Source organism: Pelosinus sp. sgz500959 (assembly GCF_042610375.1).
Classification (GTDB): domain Bacteria; phylum Bacillota; class Negativicutes; order DSM-13327; family DSM-13327; genus CTSoil-075.
The window spans coordinates 12,625-34,161 of the sequence record NZ_JBGJZL010000004.1; the positions used below are offsets into that span (position 1 = coordinate 12,625).

Here is a 21,537-nt window from a genome sequence, read left to right on the forward strand (position 1 = left end):
TTACATTGACTATAGAGAATATTCTCATAAATAATAAGGACGTGCTGCCAACTCTATGGCAGATAGGAACGGATTGGAGGGAAAAATAAATCAGATATGGTAAAGAAAATCTTATTTTATTTTTCAACGAATGTAAGCGACTATCTGCTGGCTCTTCAAGAGCATATTGGGATTAGTCTGCTAGCATTACTGGTTGCAATGGTTATCGGTATACCATTTGGTGTTTTATGTACAAGAAGCAGTCGTTGGTATGGATGGGTTACAACTATATTTAATACTTTTCGGATTGTACCCAGTTTAGCAATCTTAATTTTAATGATTCCAGTCGTAGGAACAGGGATAAAGCCGACGATTATTGCCTTGATTTTTCTGGCGATTCCGCCAATTTTAATCAATACGGCGACAGGGTTTCATTCTTTACCCTTTTTTATGATTGAGGCAGCAGCAGGAATGGGTATGACAAAAAGTCAGATTTTTTTCCAAGTAAAGATACCTCTTGCCATGCCCTTGATTATGACTGGCATTAGGACTGCAACAATGGAAATTATTGCAAGCGCAACATTAGCCGCATATATCGGTGGTGGTGGCCTGGGGATGATTATTTTTACAGGACTAGGGCTAAATCGCCCTGATTTACTGTTGATTGGCGGCGTTTCTGTAGCGCTCTTATCTATACTGGCAAGTATGAGTTTATCTTTTCTTGAACAGAAAATTCTGAAATACAGATCGATATAATAAGATTGAAAGGAGATTCACATGAAAAAAATTTTGAATTGGATTGTAGTGGGAATCCTTATGATGGGTCTTGTTGTTGGAGCTGGAGGGTGTGGAAAAAATAATGCGGGGGATAAAAGCAAGATTCGTGTTGGAATGAAAAATTTTACGGAAAATTTAATTGTTGGTGAAATTTATGCATTAGCTTTAGAAGATGGGGGATATAAGGTAGAACGGGTGCCTAATATTGCATCTTCAGTGATTCATGCATCAATCACGAATAATGAAATTGATTTGTATCCAGAGTATACAGGTACAGGGCTGTTATCAGTGCTCAAAATGAATTTGATGACTGATCCAAAGCAGGTTTATCAAACTGTAAAAGATGAGTATAAAAAACAGTTCAATATTGTATGGCTGAATTATTCGAGTGCAAATGATGGGCAAGGAATTGTGATTCGTACTGATGTGGCAAAGAAATATGGAATAAAAACAATTTCTGATTTGCAGGTGCATGCTAAAGAGATTCGCTTTGTTTCACAAGGTGAGTTTGACCAGCGAGAAGATGGGATTCCAGGACTTAGAAAGATGTATGGACCCTTTCAATGGAAATCTACGAAAGTATATGACAATGGTCTGAAATATTCTGTAATGGAAAATGATGAAGGGGATGCGGCACCTGCTTATACTACAGAAGGGCAGCTACTCAATCAGAAATTTACATTATTAGAAGATGATAAACATGTATGGCCACCCTATAACATGGCACCAATTGTTCGCCAAGGGATCGTAGATGCTCATCCAAGTGTTGTGGAAATTCTAAATAAAATAAGTGCTGGCCTTACAACGGAAAAATTGACGAAATTAAATGGGATGGTTGATATTGATAAGCGAGAATATGAAGAAGTTGCTAAGGATTACTATCAATCTGTAAAGGGAAAATAGCAGGTGAATTAACATGACAACAGCGATAGAATTTGAAAATGTCAGTAAAAAATTTCAGGGTGCACAAGAATATGCGGTTGATCATTTAAATCTGTCGATTCAGCATGGCGAATTGATCACTATTTTAGGCTCTTCTGGTTGTGGAAAAACGACATTATTAAAAATGGTAAATCGCCTTTATGACCCTGATTCTGGACACATTCGATTTTATGGTGATGATATTAGTCAGATGGATCAGGTGCAACTCAGAAGAAAAATTGGTTATGTCATTCAGCAGGTTGGATTGTTTCCTCATATGACAATCGCTAGAAATATTGCTGTTGTGCCTAGTCTATTGAAATGGTCACCAGAGAAGATTGGGGCTAGAGTAGATGAACTTTTGACATTGGTGGGTTTAAAGCCGAAAGAATTCAAAAATAGATATCCAGCACAGCTTTCAGGCGGGCAGCAGCAACGCGTTGGTCTCGCCAGAGCTCTTGCAGTCAATCCAGATGTTATGCTGCTTGATGAACCTTTTGGCGCAATTGATGCGATAACCCGAAATAAGTTACAAGATGAGCTATTACAGATTCATAAAAGTGCTTCAAAAACATTTTTATTTGTTACTCATGACATTATGGAAGCTTTAAAGCTTGGTACAAAAGTGCTGATTATGCAGGATGGGAAAGTTATGCAATTTGATACGCCGACCAATATTGTAGCGCAACCAGCCAATGAATTTGTAAAATCATTGCTTGAGGCTGTCAAAATGCAAGGATACTTGTGGAAAGAGGAACTTGCATGATTGCATATGCTGTACGATATCATAGTAAATTGCTAGAGGCTTTTGTAGAGCATATTGAAATCGTGCTGATGACTCTTTTACTTTCTCTTTTGTTGGCATCGTTGTTAACCATATGTATTGTTCATTCGAAAAGATTATCTAAACTTTGGATTGACATTTTTTCCATACTCTATTCCATTCCAAGTTTGGCTTTTTTTGCTATGTTAATTCCGGTACTTGGCCTAGGTAAAACAACAGCAATTGTTGTCCTTGTTATTTATAACCAGTATATTTTATTGAGAAATTTTTTGGATGGTTTACATCAAGTAGAGCCTGCAATTATTGAAGCGGCTATCGGAATGGGAATGAGTCGATATCAGGTCTTATTTCAGGTTCAGTTACCACTGGCTTCTAAGGCGATTTTTGCAGGAATTCATTTATCGATTATTTCAACCATTGGTATTACAACGATTGCCGCCACAATCAATGCAGGAGGATTGGGGACGATTCTTCTTGATGGTCTTAGAACTTTGAATACGGTTAAGATCCTTTGGGGTACGATTTTGTCTTCCGGATTTGCGATTTTGGCAAATGGATTATTACATATGCTAGAAAAGAAATTTGAGGTAAAAAAAGAAAGTTAATAAATATAAAATTTAGCTCAACATCAAATTATAGCAAGATATATTTTGACGTTGAGCTAAATTTTAAAAATATTTATGCGTTAAAAGAATATTTATAACATTCTGGTAGGAAAAAAGGCTATGGAAGTCGAATTGGAAATGAGTCATAAAATTGTAAAGTTGTAAAGGTGTAAGACGTCTCATCTCAATTGGAAAAGGTAGTTTTAAATGGCAGACCAAGTTGTCAGCGGATTTTGAGAACTTTTCACAAGGAGGAATAACATGAACAGCAACCAACCTACATGCTGCTGTGGCGGCAAGACCAACAAATTTGCAAAACTCGATGAAATTTTGCAAAAGTATCAAGGCATTAAGGGGGCTTTAATTCCTGTATTGCAAGATACGCAAAACGCTTATGGCTATTTAGCAAAAGAGGTTCTAGAAGCGATTGCAGTCAAGATGGATGTTCCCATTAGCCAAATTTATGGTGTTGTTACTTTTTACGCTCAATTTCATCTTAAGCCACGCGGTAAAAATATCATTCGTGTTTGTCAAGGAACGGCTTGCCATGTACGTGGTGCAAAAGAAATTTTAAAAGCCATTGAGGAAAAATTAAATATTAAGGCGGGTGGTACGACGCCTGATTTAATGTTTACATTAGAAACAGTGGCTTGTATTGGTGCATGTGGTCTAGCGCCTGTGATGATGATTAATGATGAAACTCATGGACGTCTTACGCCAGAGAGTATTCCTGAAATTTTTGCTAACTATGAATCGTGATCATTCTTTTGAGCAGCAAGAAGGAGGTACAAAATGGAACAATTTAAAATGCAAGTGCTGATTTGTGCAGGAACAGGATGTATATCTTCAGGTTCTAAAAAAGTTGAAGTTGCACTTCGGGATCAGTTAATCAAAAAAGGTCTTGAGAATGAAATAAAAATTGTGACAACGGGTTGCCACGGTTTTTGTGAAATGGGACCACTTGTTATTATTAATCCTGAAGGTGTCTTTTATATTCGTGTACAAGAAAGTGACGTTATTGATATTGTAGAAGAACATTTGTGCAATGGTCGTATTGTTGAGCGATTATTATTTAAAGAAGAGGGTGCGTTAAAAGGCATTCCTAGCTATAAAGATATTGATTTTTACAAAAAACAAACACGTATGGTTCTGGTCAATTGTGGTCATTTAGATCCAGAGCAAATTAATGAATACATTGCCGTTGGTGGCTATGAAGCACTCAGAAAAGCATTGACGACAATGAAACCTGACGAAGTCATTGAGGAAGTCAAACTATCAAAGCTTCGCGGTCGTGGTGGCGGTGGATTTCCAACGGGGGTAAAATGGGGTTTTACCAAAAATGCACCTGGTGATAAGAAATATGTAATCTGTAATGCGGATGAGGGAGATCCTGGTGCATTTATGGATCGGAGTGTACTGGAAGGTGATCCTCATCGCGTATTAGAAGGTATGGCAATTTGCGCTTATGGAATTGGTGCAGATGAAGGGTATCTTTATGTACGAGCAGAATATCCTTTGGCGATCAAACGACTCCGAATTGCGATTGAACAAGCGGAAGAAATGGGAATGATCGGTGACAATCTATTTGGAACGGGCTTTAATTTTCATGTCAAGATTAAAGAAGGAGCTGGAGCTTTTGTCTGTGGTGAAGAGACAGCGCTCATGGCCTCTATTGAAGGGATGCGTGGTGTACCTCGTTCACGTCCTCCATTTCCCGCTATTTCTGGTTTATGGGGTAAGCCAACCAATATTAATAATGTGGAGACTTTTGCTAATGTACCCCAGATTATTACCAAGGGTGCAAAATGGTATGCTTCGCTTGGTACTGAAGGCAGTACGGGTACAAAAGTGTTTGCCTTAACTGGACGTATCAATCATACAGGACTTGCTGAAGTACCAATGGGTATTACTATGCGTGAGATTATTTATGATATTGGTGGCGGTATTCAAGGTGGTAAAAAGTTTAAAGCAGTTCAAATTGGCGGGCCTTCTGGCGGGTGTTTGCCAGAGCATCTCCTTGATATGTCTGTTGATTATGATTCATTAATTCAGGTGGGGGCTATGATGGGGTCAGGGGGACTTGTTGTCATGGATGAATCCACTTGTATGGTCGATATTTCGAAGTTTTTCTTAAGCTTTACGCAAGCAGAGTCTTGTGGCAAGTGTACGCCTTGTCGTGAAGGGACAAAACGTATGCTAGAAATTCTGACTCGTATGACGGAAGGGTTAGGTAAAGAAGGGGATATTGAATTATTAGAAACCCTGGCTAAAAATATTAAATTGACTGCCTTATGCGGTCTTGGGCAAACAGCGCCAAATCCAGTGTTGAGTACACTACGGTATTTTCGAGAAGAATACGAAGCTCATATTCGAGAAAAAAGGTGTCCAGCAGGGGCTTGTGCTGGATTGACACAATATAAGATCACTGCAGGGTGTAAGGGTTGTGGTATATGCCTCAAGGCATGTCCAGTAGGAGCTATTCAAGGAGAAAAGAAAGCCGTACATAAAATTGATCACAATACATGCATCAAATGTGGTGTTTGCATGACGAAATGTCCTTTCAAAGCGATTGTGAAAGGCTAGTTTTGAGAACAGGGAGGGAAAGAGATGGAAATGGTTAGTATAACAATTGATGGTCAAAAAGTGCAAGTGGCAAAAAATGCTACGATTCTTGAAGCTGCACAAGTCATTGGAATTAATATTCCGACATTGTGTCATCATCCAGAACTACGAACAGCAGGAAAATGCCGCGTCTGCATGGTTGAAGTTGAAGGTGCTCGTAGTTTGATTGCATCCTGTGTATATCCAGTAAGTGAAGGTATGGTGGTGCGGACGACCACGTCTGTTGTACGTGAAGCGCGTAGATTAGTAATCGAATTATTATTAGCTAATCATCCGCCAGATTGTTTAGCTTGTTCGCGTAATTTAAATTGTGAACTCCAGACGATTGCCAGTGATCTTGGAATTCGAAAAGTACGTTTTGATGGCGAACGTAAAAACTATCCCATCGATACTTCAAATCCATCTCTTGTACATGATCAAAGCAAATGTATTCTCTGCGGTCGTTGTGTACGGGTCTGCAGTGATCGCCAAGGTATGCATGTATACAGTTTTGCTAATCGAGGTTTTCATACTACAGTAGTGCCAGCTTTCAATCAAGGATTACATGAGGTAGCTTGTACCTATTGTGGACAATGCGCTGCTGTCTGTCCAACAGCTGCGATCACAATTAAAGATGATACAAGTTTGGTGTGGAAAGCATTAGGTGATCCAAGTAAACATGTGGTTGTCCAAACTGCACCCGCTGTACGCGTCGCATTAGGTGAAGAATTGGGGCTTCCGACGGGGCATGTTGTCACTGGGAAAATGGTAGCAGCCTTACGGCATTTAGGTTTCAATCGAGTCTTTGATACCACTTTTTCAGCTGATCTAACCATCATGGAAGAAGGCTTTGAATTTCTTGATCGGTTAAAAAATGGTGGTAAATTGCCGATGATTACGTCTTGTAGTCCAGGATGGGTCAATTTCGCTGAATTAATTTATCCTGATCTACTTGATCATCTATCGAGTGCTAAGTCTCCTCAGCAAATGTTCGGTGCTCTTGTAAAAACATATTATGCTGAAAAGGCAGGGATTGATCCCAAAGATATTGTCTCTGTGTCGATTATGCCTTGCACCGCCAAGAAAGGGGAAGCTGCCCGGGAGGAATTTAATTCAAGTGGCTATCAGGATGTAGACTATGTATTGACAACTAGTGAACTGGCCATGATGATTCGTGAACAAGGACTTGATTTTAATTCTTTACCTGCTGAAGATTTTGATTCACCCATGGGCATTAGCACAGGAGCAGGGGTTATTTTTGGAGCTACAGGCGGCGTGATGGAAGCGGCGCTCCGTACTGTTTACGAAGTTGTGACAGGAAAAGAATTGGAAAATATTGACTTTAAGGCTGTGCGAGGTTTGAGTGGGATCAAAGAAAGCCAAGTAGAGATTGGCGATCTTACTGTCAAAATAGCTGTTGCCCATAGTTTGGGGAATGCTCGTATCCTCATGGATAAAATCCAAAAAGGGGAAGCTGATTATCACTTTATTGAGATCATGGCCTGTCCAGGTGGCTGCATTGGTGGTGGTGGTCAACCTCATGTTAAGTCGGCAGAACTAAGGCAAAAAAGGATTGACTCTATTTATGAGTGCGATAGTTGTGCTCCCATTCGTAAATCCCATCTGAATCCAGCGATAAAGGAATTATATGATACCTGGCTTGGTAAGCCATTAGGAGAAAAATCTCATCACTTGTTACATACTCATTATCATCCACAGAAACGTTCATAGAGTGATAATAGCCTGCAATCACAATTGCAGGCTATTATTATTTAAAAGAACTTCCAAGAGGGAAATGATTTCATAAGTTGAAAACATAAGAAACTATGATAAAATTGAATTGTATAAGTTGTATTAAAGAGGTTGCGAGTCATATTTTAATTTAACCTATACGGATCTATCGTATTAAAGCAAGATCTGGAAAATAGGAAGGTGAAAAAATGCCTGAATTGTATGATGGGATTGGGCGTCATATTCATTATTTGCGGGTAGCGGTGACGGATCGGTGCAATTTTCGCTGCCAATACTGTATGCCAGCAGAAGGGGTAGAATGGATCGAGCATCATGATATTCTACGGTATGAAGAAATCCTACGGATTATTAGTGCTTTTGCTAGCTTAGGAATTAATAAAGTACGAATTACTGGTGGTGAACCTTTGGTACGCAAAGGATTATTACCTTTTTTGAAAAAAGTGACTCAAATTCCAGGTATTGAAGAAGTTGGATTGACTACAAATGGCAGTTTACTTGAGGAATATGCTCTCCGTTTGAAAGAAGCGGGAATTGGACGTATCAATGTAAGTCTTGATACTCTGCAGCGAGAACGCTTTATTAAGGTGACAGGGCAAGATCAGCTAAATCAGGTATTAGCAGGCATTAAAAAAGCCCAAGAAGTGGGATTGACGCCGGTTAAAATTAATATGGTAGTTATGAAAGGTTTTAATTCTGATGAAGTCATTGATATGGCGAAACTTGCGATTGATCATCCGTATCAAATTCGTTTTATTGAATATATGCCTTTTAATACTGGCGAAAACTATCTGTTTACGGCTGAAGAAATGGAACAACAATTCATTGATGCTGGATTTAATAACCTAATCCCTCAAATGAAGAGCAGTTCCCCTGCAAAGATTTATTCAGTACCTGGATTTCAAGGGACAATTGGTTTTATTAGCCCAGTATCTCGACATTTTTGTGATTCTTGTAATCGGATTCGCCTGACTCCCGACGGATATCTTAAACCTTGCTTATTATCCAATGATGAATATTCGTTGCGTGATGAACTGCGATCAGGAATTTCTGATGCTGAGTTGCGAGAAAAAATAAAGCAGATCGTGTGGAATAAACCTACGGAGCATCATCTAAAGCAGGGAAAAAAGAGTGAAAGAGGGATGTCGCGCATTGGAGGCTGAAAAATTCTCCGTCATAGTTTTGGCAGGAGGTCAGAGTCGTCGTATGGGGCAGGATAAAGCGTCCTTATCGTGGGGGGAGAAGGATGTATTAAGTAGTTTACTTGCTCGTTTACTACCCTTATCCGATGATGTAGTAGTCATAAGTAACGTAGAGCGGACCGTGACCTCACCAGTTCGGCAATTTCCTGACTTAATTCCTGGTAAGGGACCTTTAAGTGGTATTCATGCTGGACTCATACATGCCCGTCATGATCTTGTTTTTGTGACGGCTTGTGATGTACCTTTTTTGATTCCCGAAATCATTCCCCATATTGTTCATTCAATAGGAAGTAAAGATGGGAGTGTAGCGATTTATAATGAACAGGTGGAACCACTATTTGCTTGTTATCATAAGCATTGTAGTGGTATCGTTGCAGAATTATTGGCTAAAGAGAAATATCGAGTAAAGGATTTTTTAACAAGGATTAGCTGGGTGGGTGTTCAAGATCTTAAGCAGTATGCTGATTGTTGTTTTATGAATATCAATACTCCTCATGAATATGAAAAAGCCAAAGCAATATTGGCAGAGGGGAGAGAAGTATGATACCAATTGTCTCATTTGTAGGATATTCGAATAGTGGAAAAACCACATTTTTAATAAAAGTCATTACAGAATTGAAAAAACGAGGTTACCGTGTTGGTGTGATTAAACATGATGGTCATGATTTTGAAATTGATCATGTGGGAACCGATACTTGGAATCATCGACAAGCTGGAGCTGATGTAGTTTGTATTGCTTCAACTCAGCAAATTGCTATGATGCAAACATTACATAAACCAATGACTCTCGATGAGATGATTCCGTTGATTGGTCAGGTTGATTTAATCTTGACAGAAGGGTTTAAACAAGAAAAAAAACCACAAATTGAAGTCAATTGTCGAGGAAACCAGTTCCTTGGTCAGAAGGATCATACGATTGCTTTAGTTTCTGAAGTGATGATGTATGATAATATACCGCATTTTGGTCTTGAGGATGCTAAAGGAGTCGCTGATTTATTAGAGAAGATGATCAAATCTAAATCCTTTACTCGTTAAATAATAGTTGTTAAATAAAAAGGAGGTCACTATGGCAGAATTTACTCATTTCAATGCAAAAGGGGAAAGTCAGATGGTAGATGTGAGTGAAAAAAACATTACCCATCGGCAAGCAGTAGCTTGTGGACAAGTTTTTATGGAAGATGAAACCTTAAATAAAATCTATGACCTAGAAATTGCTAAAGGGAATGTACTAGAAGTCGCGCGTTTGGCAGGTATTATGGCAGCGAAACAAACGCCTCATCTTATACCATTATGCCATCCTTTAAATATTAGCGCAGTCAACATTAGTTTTACCAGACAAAAACAGTCAATTATGATTGAAGCGACTGTTCGTGTAAGTGGGCAGACTGGTGTGGAAATGGAAGCTATGACTGCTGCGTCCGTTGCTGGGCTCACGATTTATGATATGTGTAAGGCCATTGATCGTTCTATGGTCATCTCTAATATCTGTTTGATGCGTAAAGAAGGCGGCAAAAGCGGTTTATTTGAAAGGGAGGATCAGCCATGTCAGGAAAAGTAGTAGCGGTGTGTATCAGTAAAGAAAAAGGTATGCGCAAAGAAAGTATTGGTGAGGCGACTCTCATCCCCAATTGGGGTATGGAAGGTGATGCCCACAGTGGTAAATGGCATCGGCAAATTAGTTTGCTGAGTGCAAGCAGTATTGAGAAAATGAAAGAAGTAGGCAAACAAAAAGGTATTGATTTAGTACCAGGTGATTTTGCTGAAAATTTAACAATAGAAGGACTGGAACTTTTCAAACTGCCTGTTGGAACCTATCTTAAAGCTGGTGAAACACTACTAGAAGTGACTCAGATCGGTAAAAGCTGTCATCATAACTGCGAAATATTTCGACAAGTTGGTCAATGTGTTATGCCTAAAGAAGGTATCTTTACTCGAGTATTAGTGGGCGGGAAAATCAAAGAAGAAGATCCCATTGAAATTTGGTCTGGTATACCGGTGGGTATTATTACGGCTAGCGATAAAGGTTCCAAAGGTGAGCGGGAAGATCAAAGTGGGACAGAAATTAAAAATCTTGTACAAGAAATACAAGGAAGGGTAATTGATTATCGCGTATTAGCAGATGATCAAGAACTCTTATCCAAAGCTATGATTGAGATGATTGATGAACTAGGCGTAGGATTACTGCTCACTACGGGCGGGACAGGATTTTCTCAAAGAGATGTAACGCCGGAAGCTACGCTGAGCGTGATTGAAAGGGCCGTTCCTGGTTTGCCGGAAGCTATGCGTCGTGAAAGTTTTGCCATATCGCCTCGCGCCATGTTAAGTCGCGCCGTCGCAGGTATTCGTGGTAAATGTCTAATTGTAAATTTACCAGGTAGTCCGAAAGCTGTACGAGAATGTTTACAAATCATTTTACCAGTATTACCCCATGCCTTAGAGATATTACGTGGCACTGGTGGTGAATGTGGACAAGAAACTAAAAAATAACTAAGAAAAAGTCACCAATTGGTGACTTTTTTTAATTACTTAATTCATAACATCGATTTCAGTTAAATAGAGGGCAACTCTTCTAACAGTTGTTTTACTAGGTTTGGCGAGGATTTTATAGGAGGAAAAATCATAAAAGAAGCCTTTTAACAAAGGATTAGTAAAAAAAGGATTTGTTAACTGAATAGAGAATTATTGTAAACTGAATGTGAATATAAGAACTTGCTTCATGGAATCAGGAAATAAACATTTTCTTGATTTCCAATAAGAAAGACTAAGATTTTCTCTTAATCTCGAGAGTTGGCGAAAATCAAGTCTTTTCTTGTCGTTTATAATGAGAAAGTGGGTGATCTTTTGGAAAAAATGAATCGACGTACATTTCTAAAAGTCGGTGCAGCAGCAGGGGCTGCAGTTGTTGCAGGTAGTTATTTTGATTGGTTTGGTGATAATATACCTGCGACAGTGCGCAATGGTACAGCGTTGTATGATGTACTAATTATCGGTAGTGGTGGTGCAGGGATGCGAGCCGCTTTAGAGGCTAGTAAACAAAAAGGGATTAAGGTCGCCGTGATGACAAAGATGGCTCCGACACGGTCTGCGACCTGTATGGCTCAAGGTGGTATTAATGGTGCTGCTCGTCATGCTGATGAGAAGGATTCACCAGCAAGTCATGCCTTTGATACGGTTAAAGGTGGAGATTATTTATGCGATCAGGATGCTGTAGAATTTTATACAGAAAAAGCGCCTGAGGTCTTAGCAGAGCTTGATTATTTTGGCATTGCTTTTGACAGGCAAGCTGATGGTCGTTTTAATCAGCGGAAAATGGGTGGCAGTACCTATGCCAGAACTGCATTTTCAGCTGATATTACCGGCCATGCTGTTTTACATACGATGTTTGAGCAATGTATGAAAAATAACATTGATTTTATTATGGATTGTCAATTGCTTGAAATTGTGACTGATAAGGAAAAGTTCAGCGGTGTCGTTGCAATGGACATGCGCAGTGGAAATATCATGCCTATACCAGCTAAAACTGTTATTGTTGCCACAGGTGGGTATGGTCGTGCTTATTGGGTTAGAACATCAAATCCATTTAGTTCAACAGGTGATGGAATTGCAGCCTGTTTTAATGCGGGCATTCCAATTAAAGATCCTGAAATGGTGCAATTTCATCCTACAGGTCTTTCGATTAATGGTGTTTTATTATCAGAAGCCAGCCGTGGTGAAGGTGCTTATTTACTTAATAAAGATGGGGAACGTTTCATGGCACGTTATGCACCCAAGGCCATGGAACTTGGACCTCGTGATTTAGTTGCTCAGTCCATTGAAAAAGAAATTAATGAAGGACGTGGCGTTGGCGAAGGGTTACGTTCTGCTGTATATATGGATTTCCGTCACTTAGGCCGTGCCAAGATCATGGAACGGCTGCCCCAAGTCTATCAGCTTTCCTTAGAATTTGAAGGGGTAGATATTGCAGAGCAACCTGTTCCCATTAGAACTTCATGCCATTATTCCATGGGTGGAATTGATGTTGTTGATTATAAGACTTGTGCCACTAAGATGCCTGGTGTATTTGCAGCAGGTGAATGTTCCTGTATTTCTGTCCATGGAGCTAATCGATTGGGGGGGAATTCCTTAGTTGAAATCCTGGTGTTTGGTAAAAATGCTGGGGCGTCAGCAGCTGAATATGCAAAAGCTAACAGCTATGAAGAAAACAAGGAACTATTAAAATCAGCAGTTGATAGATGGAATAAAAAATTTGCTGAGGTAACGACTAGAACTGGTGGTTCAACCATTGCAACGATTCGCGACAAAATGGCTCTTACTATGTGGAATAACGTGGGAGTCTTCCGAAATGAAACAGGGTTAACTCAAGCATTGAATGATATTAATGTCTTACAAGAAGAATATAAAAAATGCAACGTAGGTGATACGAGTCGAACTTTTAATACAGCTTTTATGAATTATGTGGAACTCGGCAACCTTCTGGTATTATCAAAAATCATTATAGCGGGTGCAAAATCACGTAAGGAAAGTCGTGGCAGTCATTCCCGTACTGATTTTCCAAAACGTGACGATGGAAATTTTCTGCAACATACACTGGTCTTTAAAGACGGTGAGCAGTTAAAAACCGAGTATCGTCCTGTGGTGGTAACCAAATATAAACCAGAAGAAAGGAAGTACTAGTCATGCCGATTATTTTAAAAATTGAGCGATTGGTAGAGGGGAAACAGTGGATTCAAGATTATAGCCTTGAAACAGATAAAACAATGACCGTACTCAGTGCACTAATTAAAATAAAAGAAACAATGGACCCAACTCTTTCGTTTACAGCGTCTTGTCGTTCAGGGATTTGTGGAGCTTGTGCAGTCAGAGTCAATGGTAATGCAGTTCTTGCTTGTGAAACGCCCCTTAGTGATCTTGTGAGACGTTATAAAAGTGATACGTTAACAATTGCTCCCTTAGGCAATTTTACGGTACTACGTGATTTGATCGTTGACTGGAAACCTAAGTATGAACGCCTGAAGAAGATTAAGCCCGCCTTACAACCCAAAGATGAGTTTAGCGCTGGAGCTGGCTGCAGGCAATCACCTGAGGATTTCAAAAAGTATCAAAAGAATTCTGAGTGTATTTTATGCGGTGCTTGTGTTTCAGAGTGTAATAAATCAACTCTTGATTCCAGCGACTTTTTAGATCCCTTCATTTTCACGAAGGCGCAAAAATTTGTTGCTGATTCAAGAGATAAAGATGCTGCCCTCCATTTAGCCCCTGCTGTGCAAGAGGGATTATGGAAGTGCCTTAATTGTCAGGAATGTACAACAAAGTGTCCCAAAGGCCTTACACCAGCTGAAGATATTGAAAAACTGCGCATTGCGACTTTTAAGAAAAAAATGTCAAGTAATGCAGGGTCTGATCATGCTCAGGCATTTTATGATGACATTCGCGATACAGGACGTCTTGATGAATCTAAACTCGCATTTAAAACTGAGGGTTTCAAAGCAGCTTTACGTGTTCCAGTTGCCTATCGCCTAATGAGAGCTGGCAAAATGGCACCTCTTGAAAAAGCAGAAGTCATTCCTGAAATTCAAAAGGTACGTACGATTATGATGGCAGCAAAGGAGGAAAAATAATGAAATTCGCATTATTTCCTGGTTGTGTTCTCCGTGGTGTTGCCAGTGAAGCTTTTTTGGCTACGGTAAAGGTTACGGAAGCCCTTGGTATTGAACTTGTTGAGATTCCAAGCTGGACATGCTGTGGTGCATCTCATTTGCAAGATGTGGATGAAATGACTGCACTGGCAGTGAATGCTCGAAATTTAGCCATTGCAGAAAGTATGGGATTACCGATTATGACAGTTTGTAATACCTGTACTCTGCAACTCAGACGGGCAAAAGAAAGTCTTGATACAGATGCAGCTCTCAAAGCAAAGGTCAATGAGATATTAGCAAAATCAGGTTATGAATATAAAGGAACTGCTGAAGTGACTCATCTCTTATGGGTCCTTGCCTCAAATCCTCAATTGTTAGAGGGAAAAGTGACCAAACCACTAGCGGGCTTAAAGGTTGCTGGATATTATGGGTGTCATTTACTGCGTCCGCCGAGAATAATGAATTATGAAGATAGTCTAAACCCTCAATCTTTAGAAAAAATTATTGGTATTCTTGGTGCACAAGCCGTGGATTTTGATTTCAAACTTAAATGTTGTGGCTTCCATGCTTTTTGGACGGCTGAAAAAGATGTACTCAAAGTCACAGGGCAGACGGTCAATAGTGCAGCTAACGCTGGTGCTGATCTGCTTGTGACCCCTTGTCCTTTATGCCAAATCCAGCTGGATATGTATCAGCCTGAAGGACGAGAAGTCGCAAAGGTTAGCGCTGAACTTCCTATACTTCATTTGCCCCAATTAATTGGACTTGCACTTGGCATGAATAAACAAGATCTTGGAATTCAGCGGCATATTTCAGCTGTTGATAAAATTCGTTTTTAATATCATAATTCATAGAATACAATTAACCTACAATCAGTCAGATTGTAGGTTAATTTGCAAAACAGGATTAAAACATAAATAAGACATGATATAATCCTAGTTTAATGACTCATTCTAGAAGTGTTTTTTTAATTATGAGATAAGTCTTGATTTATCTCATAATTAAACGGATTATTGTTAATAATAAAAATATAAAACTATGTTTGGCACGTATCTTGCAATCTAATAGGACAGAGATAAAAACTAAATATGAGATTGGAGGAGAATACAGATTATGATTAAAAAATCATTTGGTGTCTTACAACAAATTGGTAAAGCTTTAATGCTCCCGGTAGCATTATTGCCAGCCGCAGGACTTTTATTAGCTTTTGGTAATGCATTTCAAAATCCCGCACTTCTTACTATTTTTCCTGGACTAGAAAATATTCACGGTATCGCCCAAGTTATGGAACAAGCAGGTGGCGTTATTTTTGGTAATCTTTCACTTCTTTTTGCCGTTGGTGTAGCCGTTGGTTTAACGGGTGGTGAAGGCGTTGCTGGTCTCGCAGCCATTGTTGGTTTTCTGATTATGAATGTCACCATCGGTCTTGTGGCAGGCATTACCCCAGAAATGGCTTCGGCTAAAAATCCAGCACTCGCCATGGTACTCGGTTATCCTACCTTACAAACCGGGGTATTCGGTGGTATTATTGTTGGTATTTTGGCATCAGCCATGTATAAAAAATATTATAATATTGAACTTCCTGCTTATTTAGGCTTTTTCGCCGGAAAACGTTTTGTACCGATTGCCACTGCTGTTGCAGCCTTAATTTTAGGTGCTGTAATGGTGTTTGCTTGGCCTCCCATACAAAATGGTCTTACTCACTTCTCGCGTAATATGATCGACACGAATAAAACATTGGCAGCCTTTATTTTTGGTGTAATTGAACGTTCTCTCATTCCTTTTGGCTTACATCACATTTTCTATAATCCTTTCTGGTATCAGTTTGGTGAATATGTGAATGCAGCTGGTAAAGTTGTAAATGGTGATCAAAGCATTTTCTTTGCTCAGCTTAAAGATGGTGTTCCTTTCACAGCCGGTACCTTCATGACAGGTAAATTCCCATTCATGATGTTTGGTTTACCAGCAGCTGCCCTTGCCATCTATCATGAAGCAAAACCAGAAAAGAAAGTTCTGGTTGGTGGTATTATGGCGTCAGCGGCCTTAACATCCTTCTTGACAGGGATTACAGAACCTATTGAATTTACTTTCTTATTTGTTGCACCGATGCTGTTTGGTATTCATTGTATTTTTGCTGGCTTATCATTTATGACCATGCACATTCTCAATGTCAAAATTGGTATGACTTTTTCAGGCGGAGTCATCGATTATCTACTCTTCGGCGTCATTCCGAATCGTACGGACTGGTGGTTAGTGATTCCTGTAGGTTTAGTCTTCGCCCTGATTTACTACTTTGGTTTCCGTTTTGCTATTCGTACTTGGGATCTAAAGACTCCTGGTCGAGAAATAGAGGATGAGAATGCAAGCATAAGCTCTACAGGTTATAGTTTGGCAACTGGAGTTTTAGATGCATTAGGTGGAAAAGGAAATCTTGGTAACTTGGATGCTTGCATTACTCGTTTACGTGTGAGTGTAAAGAAAATTGATCTTGTGGACAAAAATAAATTAAAGAACTTAGGAGCTGCTGGCATTATGACAGTTGGTGATAATCTTCAAATTATTTTTGGACCAAAATCCGATCAATTAAAAAGTCAAATCAAAGACATTGTCGATGGAAAAGTAGCTGCAACATATGATGATGTTCAAGTGCCTGCTGCAAGCACAGAGACAAATAGTGGGGAGCTTGGTGTATTTGTTGCTCCATTAGATGGAAAAATCATGGATATTAGCCAAGTGCCTGATCAGGTTTTTTCACAAAAAATAATGGGTGATGGTTTTGCTATCGAACCGATCAATGGTGAAGTTGTATCACCTGTTGATGGAACTGTTGTTAGTTTACTTGATAGTAAACATGCAGTAGCGATTCAAGCTGACAATGGCTTAGAACTCATCGTTCATTTTGGCATGGATACTGTTAATTTAAAAGGTGAAGGTTTTACTGCTTTTGTTAAAGAAGGCGATAAAGTCAAAGTTGGACAACCTATGTTAAAAGTAGATTTTGCTAGTGTCAAAGGGAAAGTTCCTTCCTTGATTACCCCCATTGTTTTTACTAATCTTCCTGAAGGTAAAAAAGTTGAAGTTAAAAATGGACAAAATGTAAAACGTGGAGAAAAAGGATTTATTAAAATTAAATAGTATCATGGTATAAAAAACTCACAATTGTGATATGAATCGGATTATTATATCGATTCAAAAGCAATTGTGAGTCTTTTTTTGCTTTTTTTCTAAAAAAGATGCATCCCAAGAGGATTTTGTCTTAAAACGCTAGAATAGCATCACTATATATTAAAAATAAAAATTGATTGATCATTAGTTTAGTTTTCAGGTATAAGTGAGGTGGTGAGATAATGAGCAAGATTAAAAGTATTAAGACAATATTTGCACTGACAATGGTAATCATGACGATCATTGTTTTTAGCTTGCAAACTGGATTTAGCCACTATCAATTTAGTAGAATATTAGAAGAAAAAATTGTAGAATTATTAAAAACACAAGGGCGTAATGAGGCAACACGATTAAATACTAATTTTATTGTCACTAGTAAGGTTGTCGAGTCGCAGGCCGAAACAATGGAAGCATTGAGTATTTCTAATGCAGATGCAATTTTAGGAATTATGAAACTAATGATGGCGCGTGAGCCATTGATTATTGGTGGTGGGTTCTGGTTAGAACCTTTTGTCCATAGTGAGCAAGAAAAATATTACGCTCCCTATTTGTTTCGTAGTGGTGTGGGCGGAGAATATCATCTAACTTGGGAGTATAGTAATGAGAAACATGATTACTTTCAATCCGATTGGTATAAAAAGGCCCTCAAACCTGGGGTAAGAGTAGCCTGGAGTGAACCATATATTGATGCAATTTCAGGTGTCATTATGATTACCGCATCCAGTCCGATTAAAAAAGATGGAAATGTGATTGGAGTAACAAGTGTTGATATTGGTCTTGAAGAATTGATCCATCACATTAATGAGATGGAAGTTGGTAACAGTGGTTATGGATTCTTAGTGAGCAGCCGTGGTGCACCGTTAGCAAATCTAGCTACTGAATACTCACGAATTGAAGACACAGAAGAAAATGTAACAAGTTTAAAAAATATAGCGAGTATCGTGCTTGATAAAGATCAAACTGGGATGATGGAGACCATTCTAAATGGCCAAGAGGTTCTCGTTGTAGCGACTCCGGTTGGTGATACAGGACTGCGTTTGGTAATGGTCATGCCAGTGAGGGAAGCTTTTGCATCGGTGAGATGGATTCTAACCCAAAATATGATTGTATTAATTTGTTCGATCTTATTATTAGCAGTGATGATTTTTCAATTGTTTGAATCTAAAGTTGTTGTACCACTGCAGAGACTAAATTTCCATGCCGCTCGAATCGGCAGTGGTGATTTTGACCATGTGATTGATGTCAAGACCCAAGATGAAATTGGCCAACTATGTATGACCTTTAATACCATGTCGGCAACGATTCGGGAAAATATGAAAGCAATTAATAATAGTAATCAAGCATTGCGTCTGAGTGAAGAACGTTGGCATTTGGCACTCAGTGGCAGTAATGATGGTATTTGGGATTGGAATATCAAAACTGGTACTATATTTTTTTCTAGTCGTGCCAAAGAAATGTTTGGTTATGATGATACGACTATGCCACGAAATATTGATGAATGGATGGAAATTCTTCCTTTTGATGAACGTGAAATCGTCCATGAACTTATAGAAAAACATTTTGCTAAAGAAACGGATTTTTTTAGTGCTGAACACCGTGTTCGCTGTCTAGATGGCACTTTTAAATGGGCATTTGGCCGAGGGCAAGCTTTATGGGAAGGGGATAAACCTGTTCGTATTGTTGGTTCGCTTAGTGATATTACGCAGCGTAAAAACGGAGAGGAAGCTCTACGGCAGGCCTATGATCAATTGGAAACGAAAGTGGAACTGCGGACTCAAGACTTACTTGCCATTAATCAAGAACTACAATCTGTGAACCAAGAATCAGCTCAGAATCTTGAACAATTGAAACAAGCACAAACTTATTTGGTAGAGTCGGAAAAAATGGCTTCATTGGGAAATCTAGTGGCAGGTATCGCTCATGAAATTAATACTCCTATTGGTGTTAGTGTAACGGCAGTATCTCATTTGCAAGTGATTACAAAAGAATTTAATGAACTGTATGAAAGTGGTAATCTAAGTCGGAAAGGGTTAACGGATTACTTGGCAGAATCTGATGAAGCCGCGACAATTATTTTTTCTAATTTGGAGCGAGCCTCTCAATTAATTCGTAGCTTCAAACAAGTTTCAGTGGATCAGTCGAATGAAACAATGCGGATTTTTAATGTGAAGAAATATCTTGGTGAAGTATTATTAAGTTTGCAGCCCAAACTTAAGAGGACTCACTATAAAATTAATGTTGAATGTGATGAAGAGTTAGAAATTTATAGCTTCCCAGGGGCTTTTGCTCAGATCATAACAAATCTGATTATGAATTCACTCATGCATGCTTATGAGCCTGATGATATAGGTGAAATTACCATTCGGATTATCATAGAAAAGGATGAGACGGTACATCTGACCTACTCGGATGATGGGCAGGGGATGGAAGATATAGTCTTAGAGAAGATTTTTAATCCCTTTTTTACAACCAAGCGCGGCATGGGAGGCACGGGTCTAGGTTTATCGGTTTTATATAATATCGTGACGCAACAGTTTGGTGGCACGATTGAATGTGTGAGCGAACTCAGTAAAGGGACAACTTTCATCATTGATTTTCCACTTAAAAAAGAGGAAGATCGTAAAAGTAACTAATTTTTCCATCGTTTTATCAAGGAAATATTGATAAAATAGAGAAGAAAAACATGATTTTTATTGTAGGATCACGTAGGTTTTTTAAATTGTATCTTGTATTTTTCTTTAAGAATCCTTGTTTTTTGCGTTTTTTATGATAATGTATATGTATTGAAAAACAATGAATGGAAAGGAGAATTAAATGAAAAAAATTTATACATCGTTGCATTTTCAAGTGTTCTTTTCTATTGTTGTGGGGATCGCCTTAGGGCATTTTTACCCTGCTTTAGGTGAAAGTATGAAACCACTTGGTGATGCTTTCATCAAGTTAATTAAAATGATTATTGCTCCTATTATCTTCTGTACCATTGTTACAGGTATCGCTGGTATGGATGATATGAAAAAAGTGGGTCGAGTTGGCGCAAAAGCACTTATTTATTTTGAAGTTGTTTCTATTTTTGCTTTAATTGTAGGGTTGGTTATTGTTAATTGGGCTCAGCCTGGGGCCGGCATGAATATTGATGTGAAAAGTTTAGACAGTGGAGCCATCTCGGCTTATACAACAGCTGCCAAAGCACAAAGTACACAAGATTTTTTAATGAATGTGATTCCATCAACAGTTGTCGATGCTTTTGCTAAAGGCGATATTTTGCAAGTTTTATTGTTTTCTGTCATGTTTGGTTGGGCTTTATCAGCAATGGGAGGCAAGAAAACGGGCTTATTTAGTGTCATTAGTGAAGTTTCCCATGCTTTATTTGGTATGGTGGATCTTATTATGAAACTTGCACCTATTGGTACATTTGGTGCAATGGCTTTTACAATTGGTAAATATGGTATTGCCTCATTATTGCCTTTGGGTAAGTTGTTAGCTGTTTTCTATGTGACCTGTATTTTATTCGTACTTGTCATTTTAGGGTTAATTACAAAATGGGCAGGATTTAGCGTTATAAAGTTCATTTCATACATTAAAGAAGAATTTTTGATTGTGTTTGGTACCGCTTCTTCAGAAAGTGTATTGCCACGCATGATGAATAAATTAGAAAAATTAGGGTGTGCTAAATCTGTTGTTGGTTTAGTGATTCCAACGGGCTATTCATTTAATCTTGATGGAACGTCGATTTACCTAACGATGGCTGCGATCTTTGTCGCTCAGGCTACAAATACGGATCTTACCTTAACGCAACAGTTAACGATTCTTGCCATCCTCATGTTAACATCGAAAGGGGCATCAGGCGTAACAGGAAGTGGCTTTATTGTTCTTGCTGCTACTTTATCAGTGATACCAGGAATTCCAGTAGGAGGACTTGCTTTAATCTTTGGAATTGATCGCTTTATGTCGCAAGCTAGAGCTGTCACTAATCTAATTGGTAATGGCATCGCGACTGTGGTCATTGCAAAATGGGAAAATGAATTAGATGAAGTAAAGTTTCATAATGAGTTAAATAATGATTCCTCAGATTCAGACCTTAATGGAGATATCGCTAAAGGGAATTGTCATTAAGAATT

Annotated in this window: 18 protein-coding genes; all 18 read left to right on the plus strand. The window is 38.8% G+C overall.

Annotated elements, in window-relative coordinates; translation table 11 throughout:
• Positions 1 to 96: 96 nt before the first annotated feature.
• Positions 97 to 735, plus strand: coding sequence for an ABC transporter permease (locus ACAN52_RS07095; protein ID WP_378953874.1), 639 nt, complete (start codon positions 97 to 99; stop codon positions 733 to 735).
• Positions 736 to 756: 21 nt separating this feature from the next.
• Positions 757 to 1,659 (plus strand): glycine betaine ABC transporter substrate-binding protein, encoded by a 903-nt coding sequence (locus ACAN52_RS07100; RefSeq protein ID WP_378953875.1) that lies wholly within the window; start codon positions 757 to 759, stop codon positions 1,657 to 1,659.
• Positions 1,660 to 1,672: 13 nt separating this feature from the next.
• A complete protein-coding gene (locus tag ACAN52_RS07105) occupies positions 1,673 to 2,443 on the plus strand; it encodes an ABC transporter ATP-binding protein (RefSeq protein WP_378953876.1) in 771 nt (256 codons plus the stop codon).
• Positions 2,440 to 3,066, plus strand: a complete 627-nt coding sequence (locus tag ACAN52_RS07110; protein WP_378953877.1) for an ABC transporter permease — start codon at positions 2,440 to 2,442, stop codon at positions 3,064 to 3,066. The genes ACAN52_RS07105 and ACAN52_RS07110 overlap by 4 nt, the downstream gene beginning before the upstream one ends.
• Positions 3,067 to 3,327: 261 nt before the next feature.
• On the plus strand, positions 3,328 to 3,825 hold the full coding sequence (gene nuoE, locus ACAN52_RS07115; RefSeq protein WP_378953878.1) for an NADH-quinone oxidoreductase subunit NuoE: 498 nt from the start codon (positions 3,328 to 3,330) through the stop codon (positions 3,823 to 3,825).
• 33 nt (positions 3,826 to 3,858) lie between these two features.
• The gene (nuoF, locus tag ACAN52_RS07120; RefSeq protein ID WP_378953879.1) at positions 3,859 to 5,649 is read left to right on the plus strand and encodes an NADH-quinone oxidoreductase subunit NuoF; all 1,791 of its coding nucleotides are present in this window, start codon (positions 3,859 to 3,861) and stop codon (positions 5,647 to 5,649) included.
• A 24-nt stretch (positions 5,650 to 5,673) separates the two neighbouring features.
• On the plus strand, positions 5,674 to 7,398 hold the full coding sequence (locus ACAN52_RS07125) for an NADH-dependent [FeFe] hydrogenase, group A6 (protein ID WP_378953880.1): 1,725 nt from the start codon (positions 5,674 to 5,676) through the stop codon (positions 7,396 to 7,398).
• Between the two features lie 209 nt (positions 7,399 to 7,607).
• Positions 7,608 to 8,579: a GTP 3',8-cyclase MoaA gene (gene moaA, locus ACAN52_RS07130; protein ID WP_378953881.1), complete on the plus strand. Its 972-nt coding sequence runs from the start codon at positions 7,608 to 7,610 to the stop codon at positions 8,577 to 8,579.
• Entirely contained in the window at positions 8,548 to 9,162 is a 615-nt protein-coding gene (locus ACAN52_RS07135; RefSeq protein WP_378953882.1) for a molybdenum cofactor guanylyltransferase, read from the plus strand. The genes moaA and ACAN52_RS07135 overlap by 32 nt, the downstream gene beginning before the upstream one ends.
• Entirely contained in the window at positions 9,159 to 9,653 is a 495-nt protein-coding gene (gene mobB, locus ACAN52_RS07140) for a molybdopterin-guanine dinucleotide biosynthesis protein B (RefSeq protein ID WP_378953883.1), read from the plus strand. Before ACAN52_RS07135 ends, mobB begins: the two co-directional genes overlap by 4 nt.
• A 31-nt stretch (positions 9,654 to 9,684) precedes the next feature.
• The gene (gene moaC / locus ACAN52_RS07145; protein ID WP_378953884.1) at positions 9,685 to 10,176 is read left to right on the plus strand and encodes a cyclic pyranopterin monophosphate synthase MoaC; all 492 of its coding nucleotides are present in this window, start codon (positions 9,685 to 9,687) and stop codon (positions 10,174 to 10,176) included.
• A complete protein-coding gene (locus ACAN52_RS07150) occupies positions 10,161 to 11,105 on the plus strand; it encodes a molybdenum cofactor synthesis domain-containing protein (RefSeq protein ID WP_378953885.1) in 945 nt (314 codons plus the stop codon). The genes moaC and ACAN52_RS07150 overlap by 16 nt, the downstream gene beginning before the upstream one ends.
• A gap of 363 nt (positions 11,106 to 11,468) precedes the next feature.
• Positions 11,469 to 13,292, plus strand: a complete 1,824-nt coding sequence (locus ACAN52_RS07155) for an FAD-dependent oxidoreductase (RefSeq protein WP_378954361.1) — start codon at positions 11,469 to 11,471, stop codon at positions 13,290 to 13,292.
• Between the two features lie 2 nt (positions 13,293 to 13,294).
• Entirely contained in the window at positions 13,295 to 14,236 is a 942-nt protein-coding gene (locus ACAN52_RS07160) for a succinate dehydrogenase/fumarate reductase iron-sulfur subunit (RefSeq protein ID WP_378953886.1), read from the plus strand.
• The gene (locus tag ACAN52_RS07165; RefSeq protein ID WP_378953887.1) at positions 14,236 to 15,093 is read left to right on the plus strand and encodes a CoB--CoM heterodisulfide reductase iron-sulfur subunit B family protein; all 858 of its coding nucleotides are present in this window, start codon (positions 14,236 to 14,238) and stop codon (positions 15,091 to 15,093) included. Before ACAN52_RS07160 ends, ACAN52_RS07165 begins: the two co-directional genes overlap by 1 nt.
• 274 nt (positions 15,094 to 15,367) lie before the next feature.
• Entirely contained in the window at positions 15,368 to 17,389 is a 2,022-nt protein-coding gene (gene ptsG / locus ACAN52_RS07170) for a glucose-specific PTS transporter subunit IIBC (protein ID WP_378953888.1), read from the plus strand.
• 212 nt (positions 17,390 to 17,601) lie between these two features.
• Positions 17,602 to 20,052 (plus strand): ATP-binding protein, encoded by a 2,451-nt coding sequence (locus ACAN52_RS07175; protein ID WP_378953889.1) that lies wholly within the window; start codon positions 17,602 to 17,604, stop codon positions 20,050 to 20,052.
• Positions 20,053 to 20,233: 181 nt separating this feature from the next.
• On the plus strand, positions 20,234 to 21,532 hold the full coding sequence (locus tag ACAN52_RS07180) for a dicarboxylate/amino acid:cation symporter (RefSeq protein ID WP_378953891.1): 1,299 nt from the start codon (positions 20,234 to 20,236) through the stop codon (positions 21,530 to 21,532).
• Positions 21,533 to 21,537 lie beyond the last annotated feature (5 nt).

Excerpts from the sequence above, each read along its gene's own strand:
- nuoE (WP_378953878.1), top strand. The coding sequence starts at position 3,328 with ATGAACAGCAACCAACCTACATGCTGCTGTGGCGGCAAGACCAACAAA.
- ptsG (WP_378953888.1), top strand. The coding sequence starts at position 15,368 with ATGATTAAAAAATCATTTGGTGTCTTACAACAAATTGGTAAAGCTTTA.
- ACAN52_RS07180 (WP_378953891.1), top strand. The coding sequence starts at position 20,234 with ATGAAAAAAATTTATACATCGTTGCATTTTCAAGTGTTCTTTTCTATT.
- ACAN52_RS07110 (WP_378953877.1), top strand. The coding sequence starts at position 2,440 with ATGATTGCATATGCTGTACGATATCATAGTAAATTGCTAGAGGCTTTT.
- nuoF (WP_378953879.1), top strand. The coding sequence starts at position 3,859 with ATGGAACAATTTAAAATGCAAGTGCTGATTTGTGCAGGAACAGGATGT.
- moaC (WP_378953884.1), top strand. The coding sequence starts at position 9,685 with ATGGCAGAATTTACTCATTTCAATGCAAAAGGGGAAAGTCAGATGGTA.
- ACAN52_RS07100 (WP_378953875.1), top strand. The coding sequence starts at position 757 with ATGAAAAAAATTTTGAATTGGATTGTAGTGGGAATCCTTATGATGGGT.
- ACAN52_RS07105 (WP_378953876.1), top strand. The coding sequence starts at position 1,673 with ATGACAACAGCGATAGAATTTGAAAATGTCAGTAAAAAATTTCAGGGT.
- ACAN52_RS07165 (WP_378953887.1), top strand. The coding sequence starts at position 14,236 with ATGAAATTCGCATTATTTCCTGGTTGTGTTCTCCGTGGTGTTGCCAGT.
- ACAN52_RS07095 (WP_378953874.1), top strand. The coding sequence starts at position 97 with ATGGTAAAGAAAATCTTATTTTATTTTTCAACGAATGTAAGCGACTAT.
- ACAN52_RS07155 (WP_378954361.1), top strand. The coding sequence starts at position 11,469 with ATGAATCGACGTACATTTCTAAAAGTCGGTGCAGCAGCAGGGGCTGCA.
- ACAN52_RS07175 (WP_378953889.1), top strand. The coding sequence starts at position 17,602 with ATGAGCAAGATTAAAAGTATTAAGACAATATTTGCACTGACAATGGTA.
- moaA (WP_378953881.1), top strand. The coding sequence starts at position 7,608 with ATGCCTGAATTGTATGATGGGATTGGGCGTCATATTCATTATTTGCGG.
- ACAN52_RS07125 (WP_378953880.1), top strand. The coding sequence starts at position 5,674 with ATGGAAATGGTTAGTATAACAATTGATGGTCAAAAAGTGCAAGTGGCA.
- ACAN52_RS07150 (WP_378953885.1), top strand. The coding sequence starts at position 10,161 with ATGTCAGGAAAAGTAGTAGCGGTGTGTATCAGTAAAGAAAAAGGTATG.
- ACAN52_RS07160 (WP_378953886.1), top strand. The coding sequence starts at position 13,295 with ATGCCGATTATTTTAAAAATTGAGCGATTGGTAGAGGGGAAACAGTGG.
- mobB (WP_378953883.1), top strand. The coding sequence starts at position 9,159 with ATGATACCAATTGTCTCATTTGTAGGATATTCGAATAGTGGAAAAACC.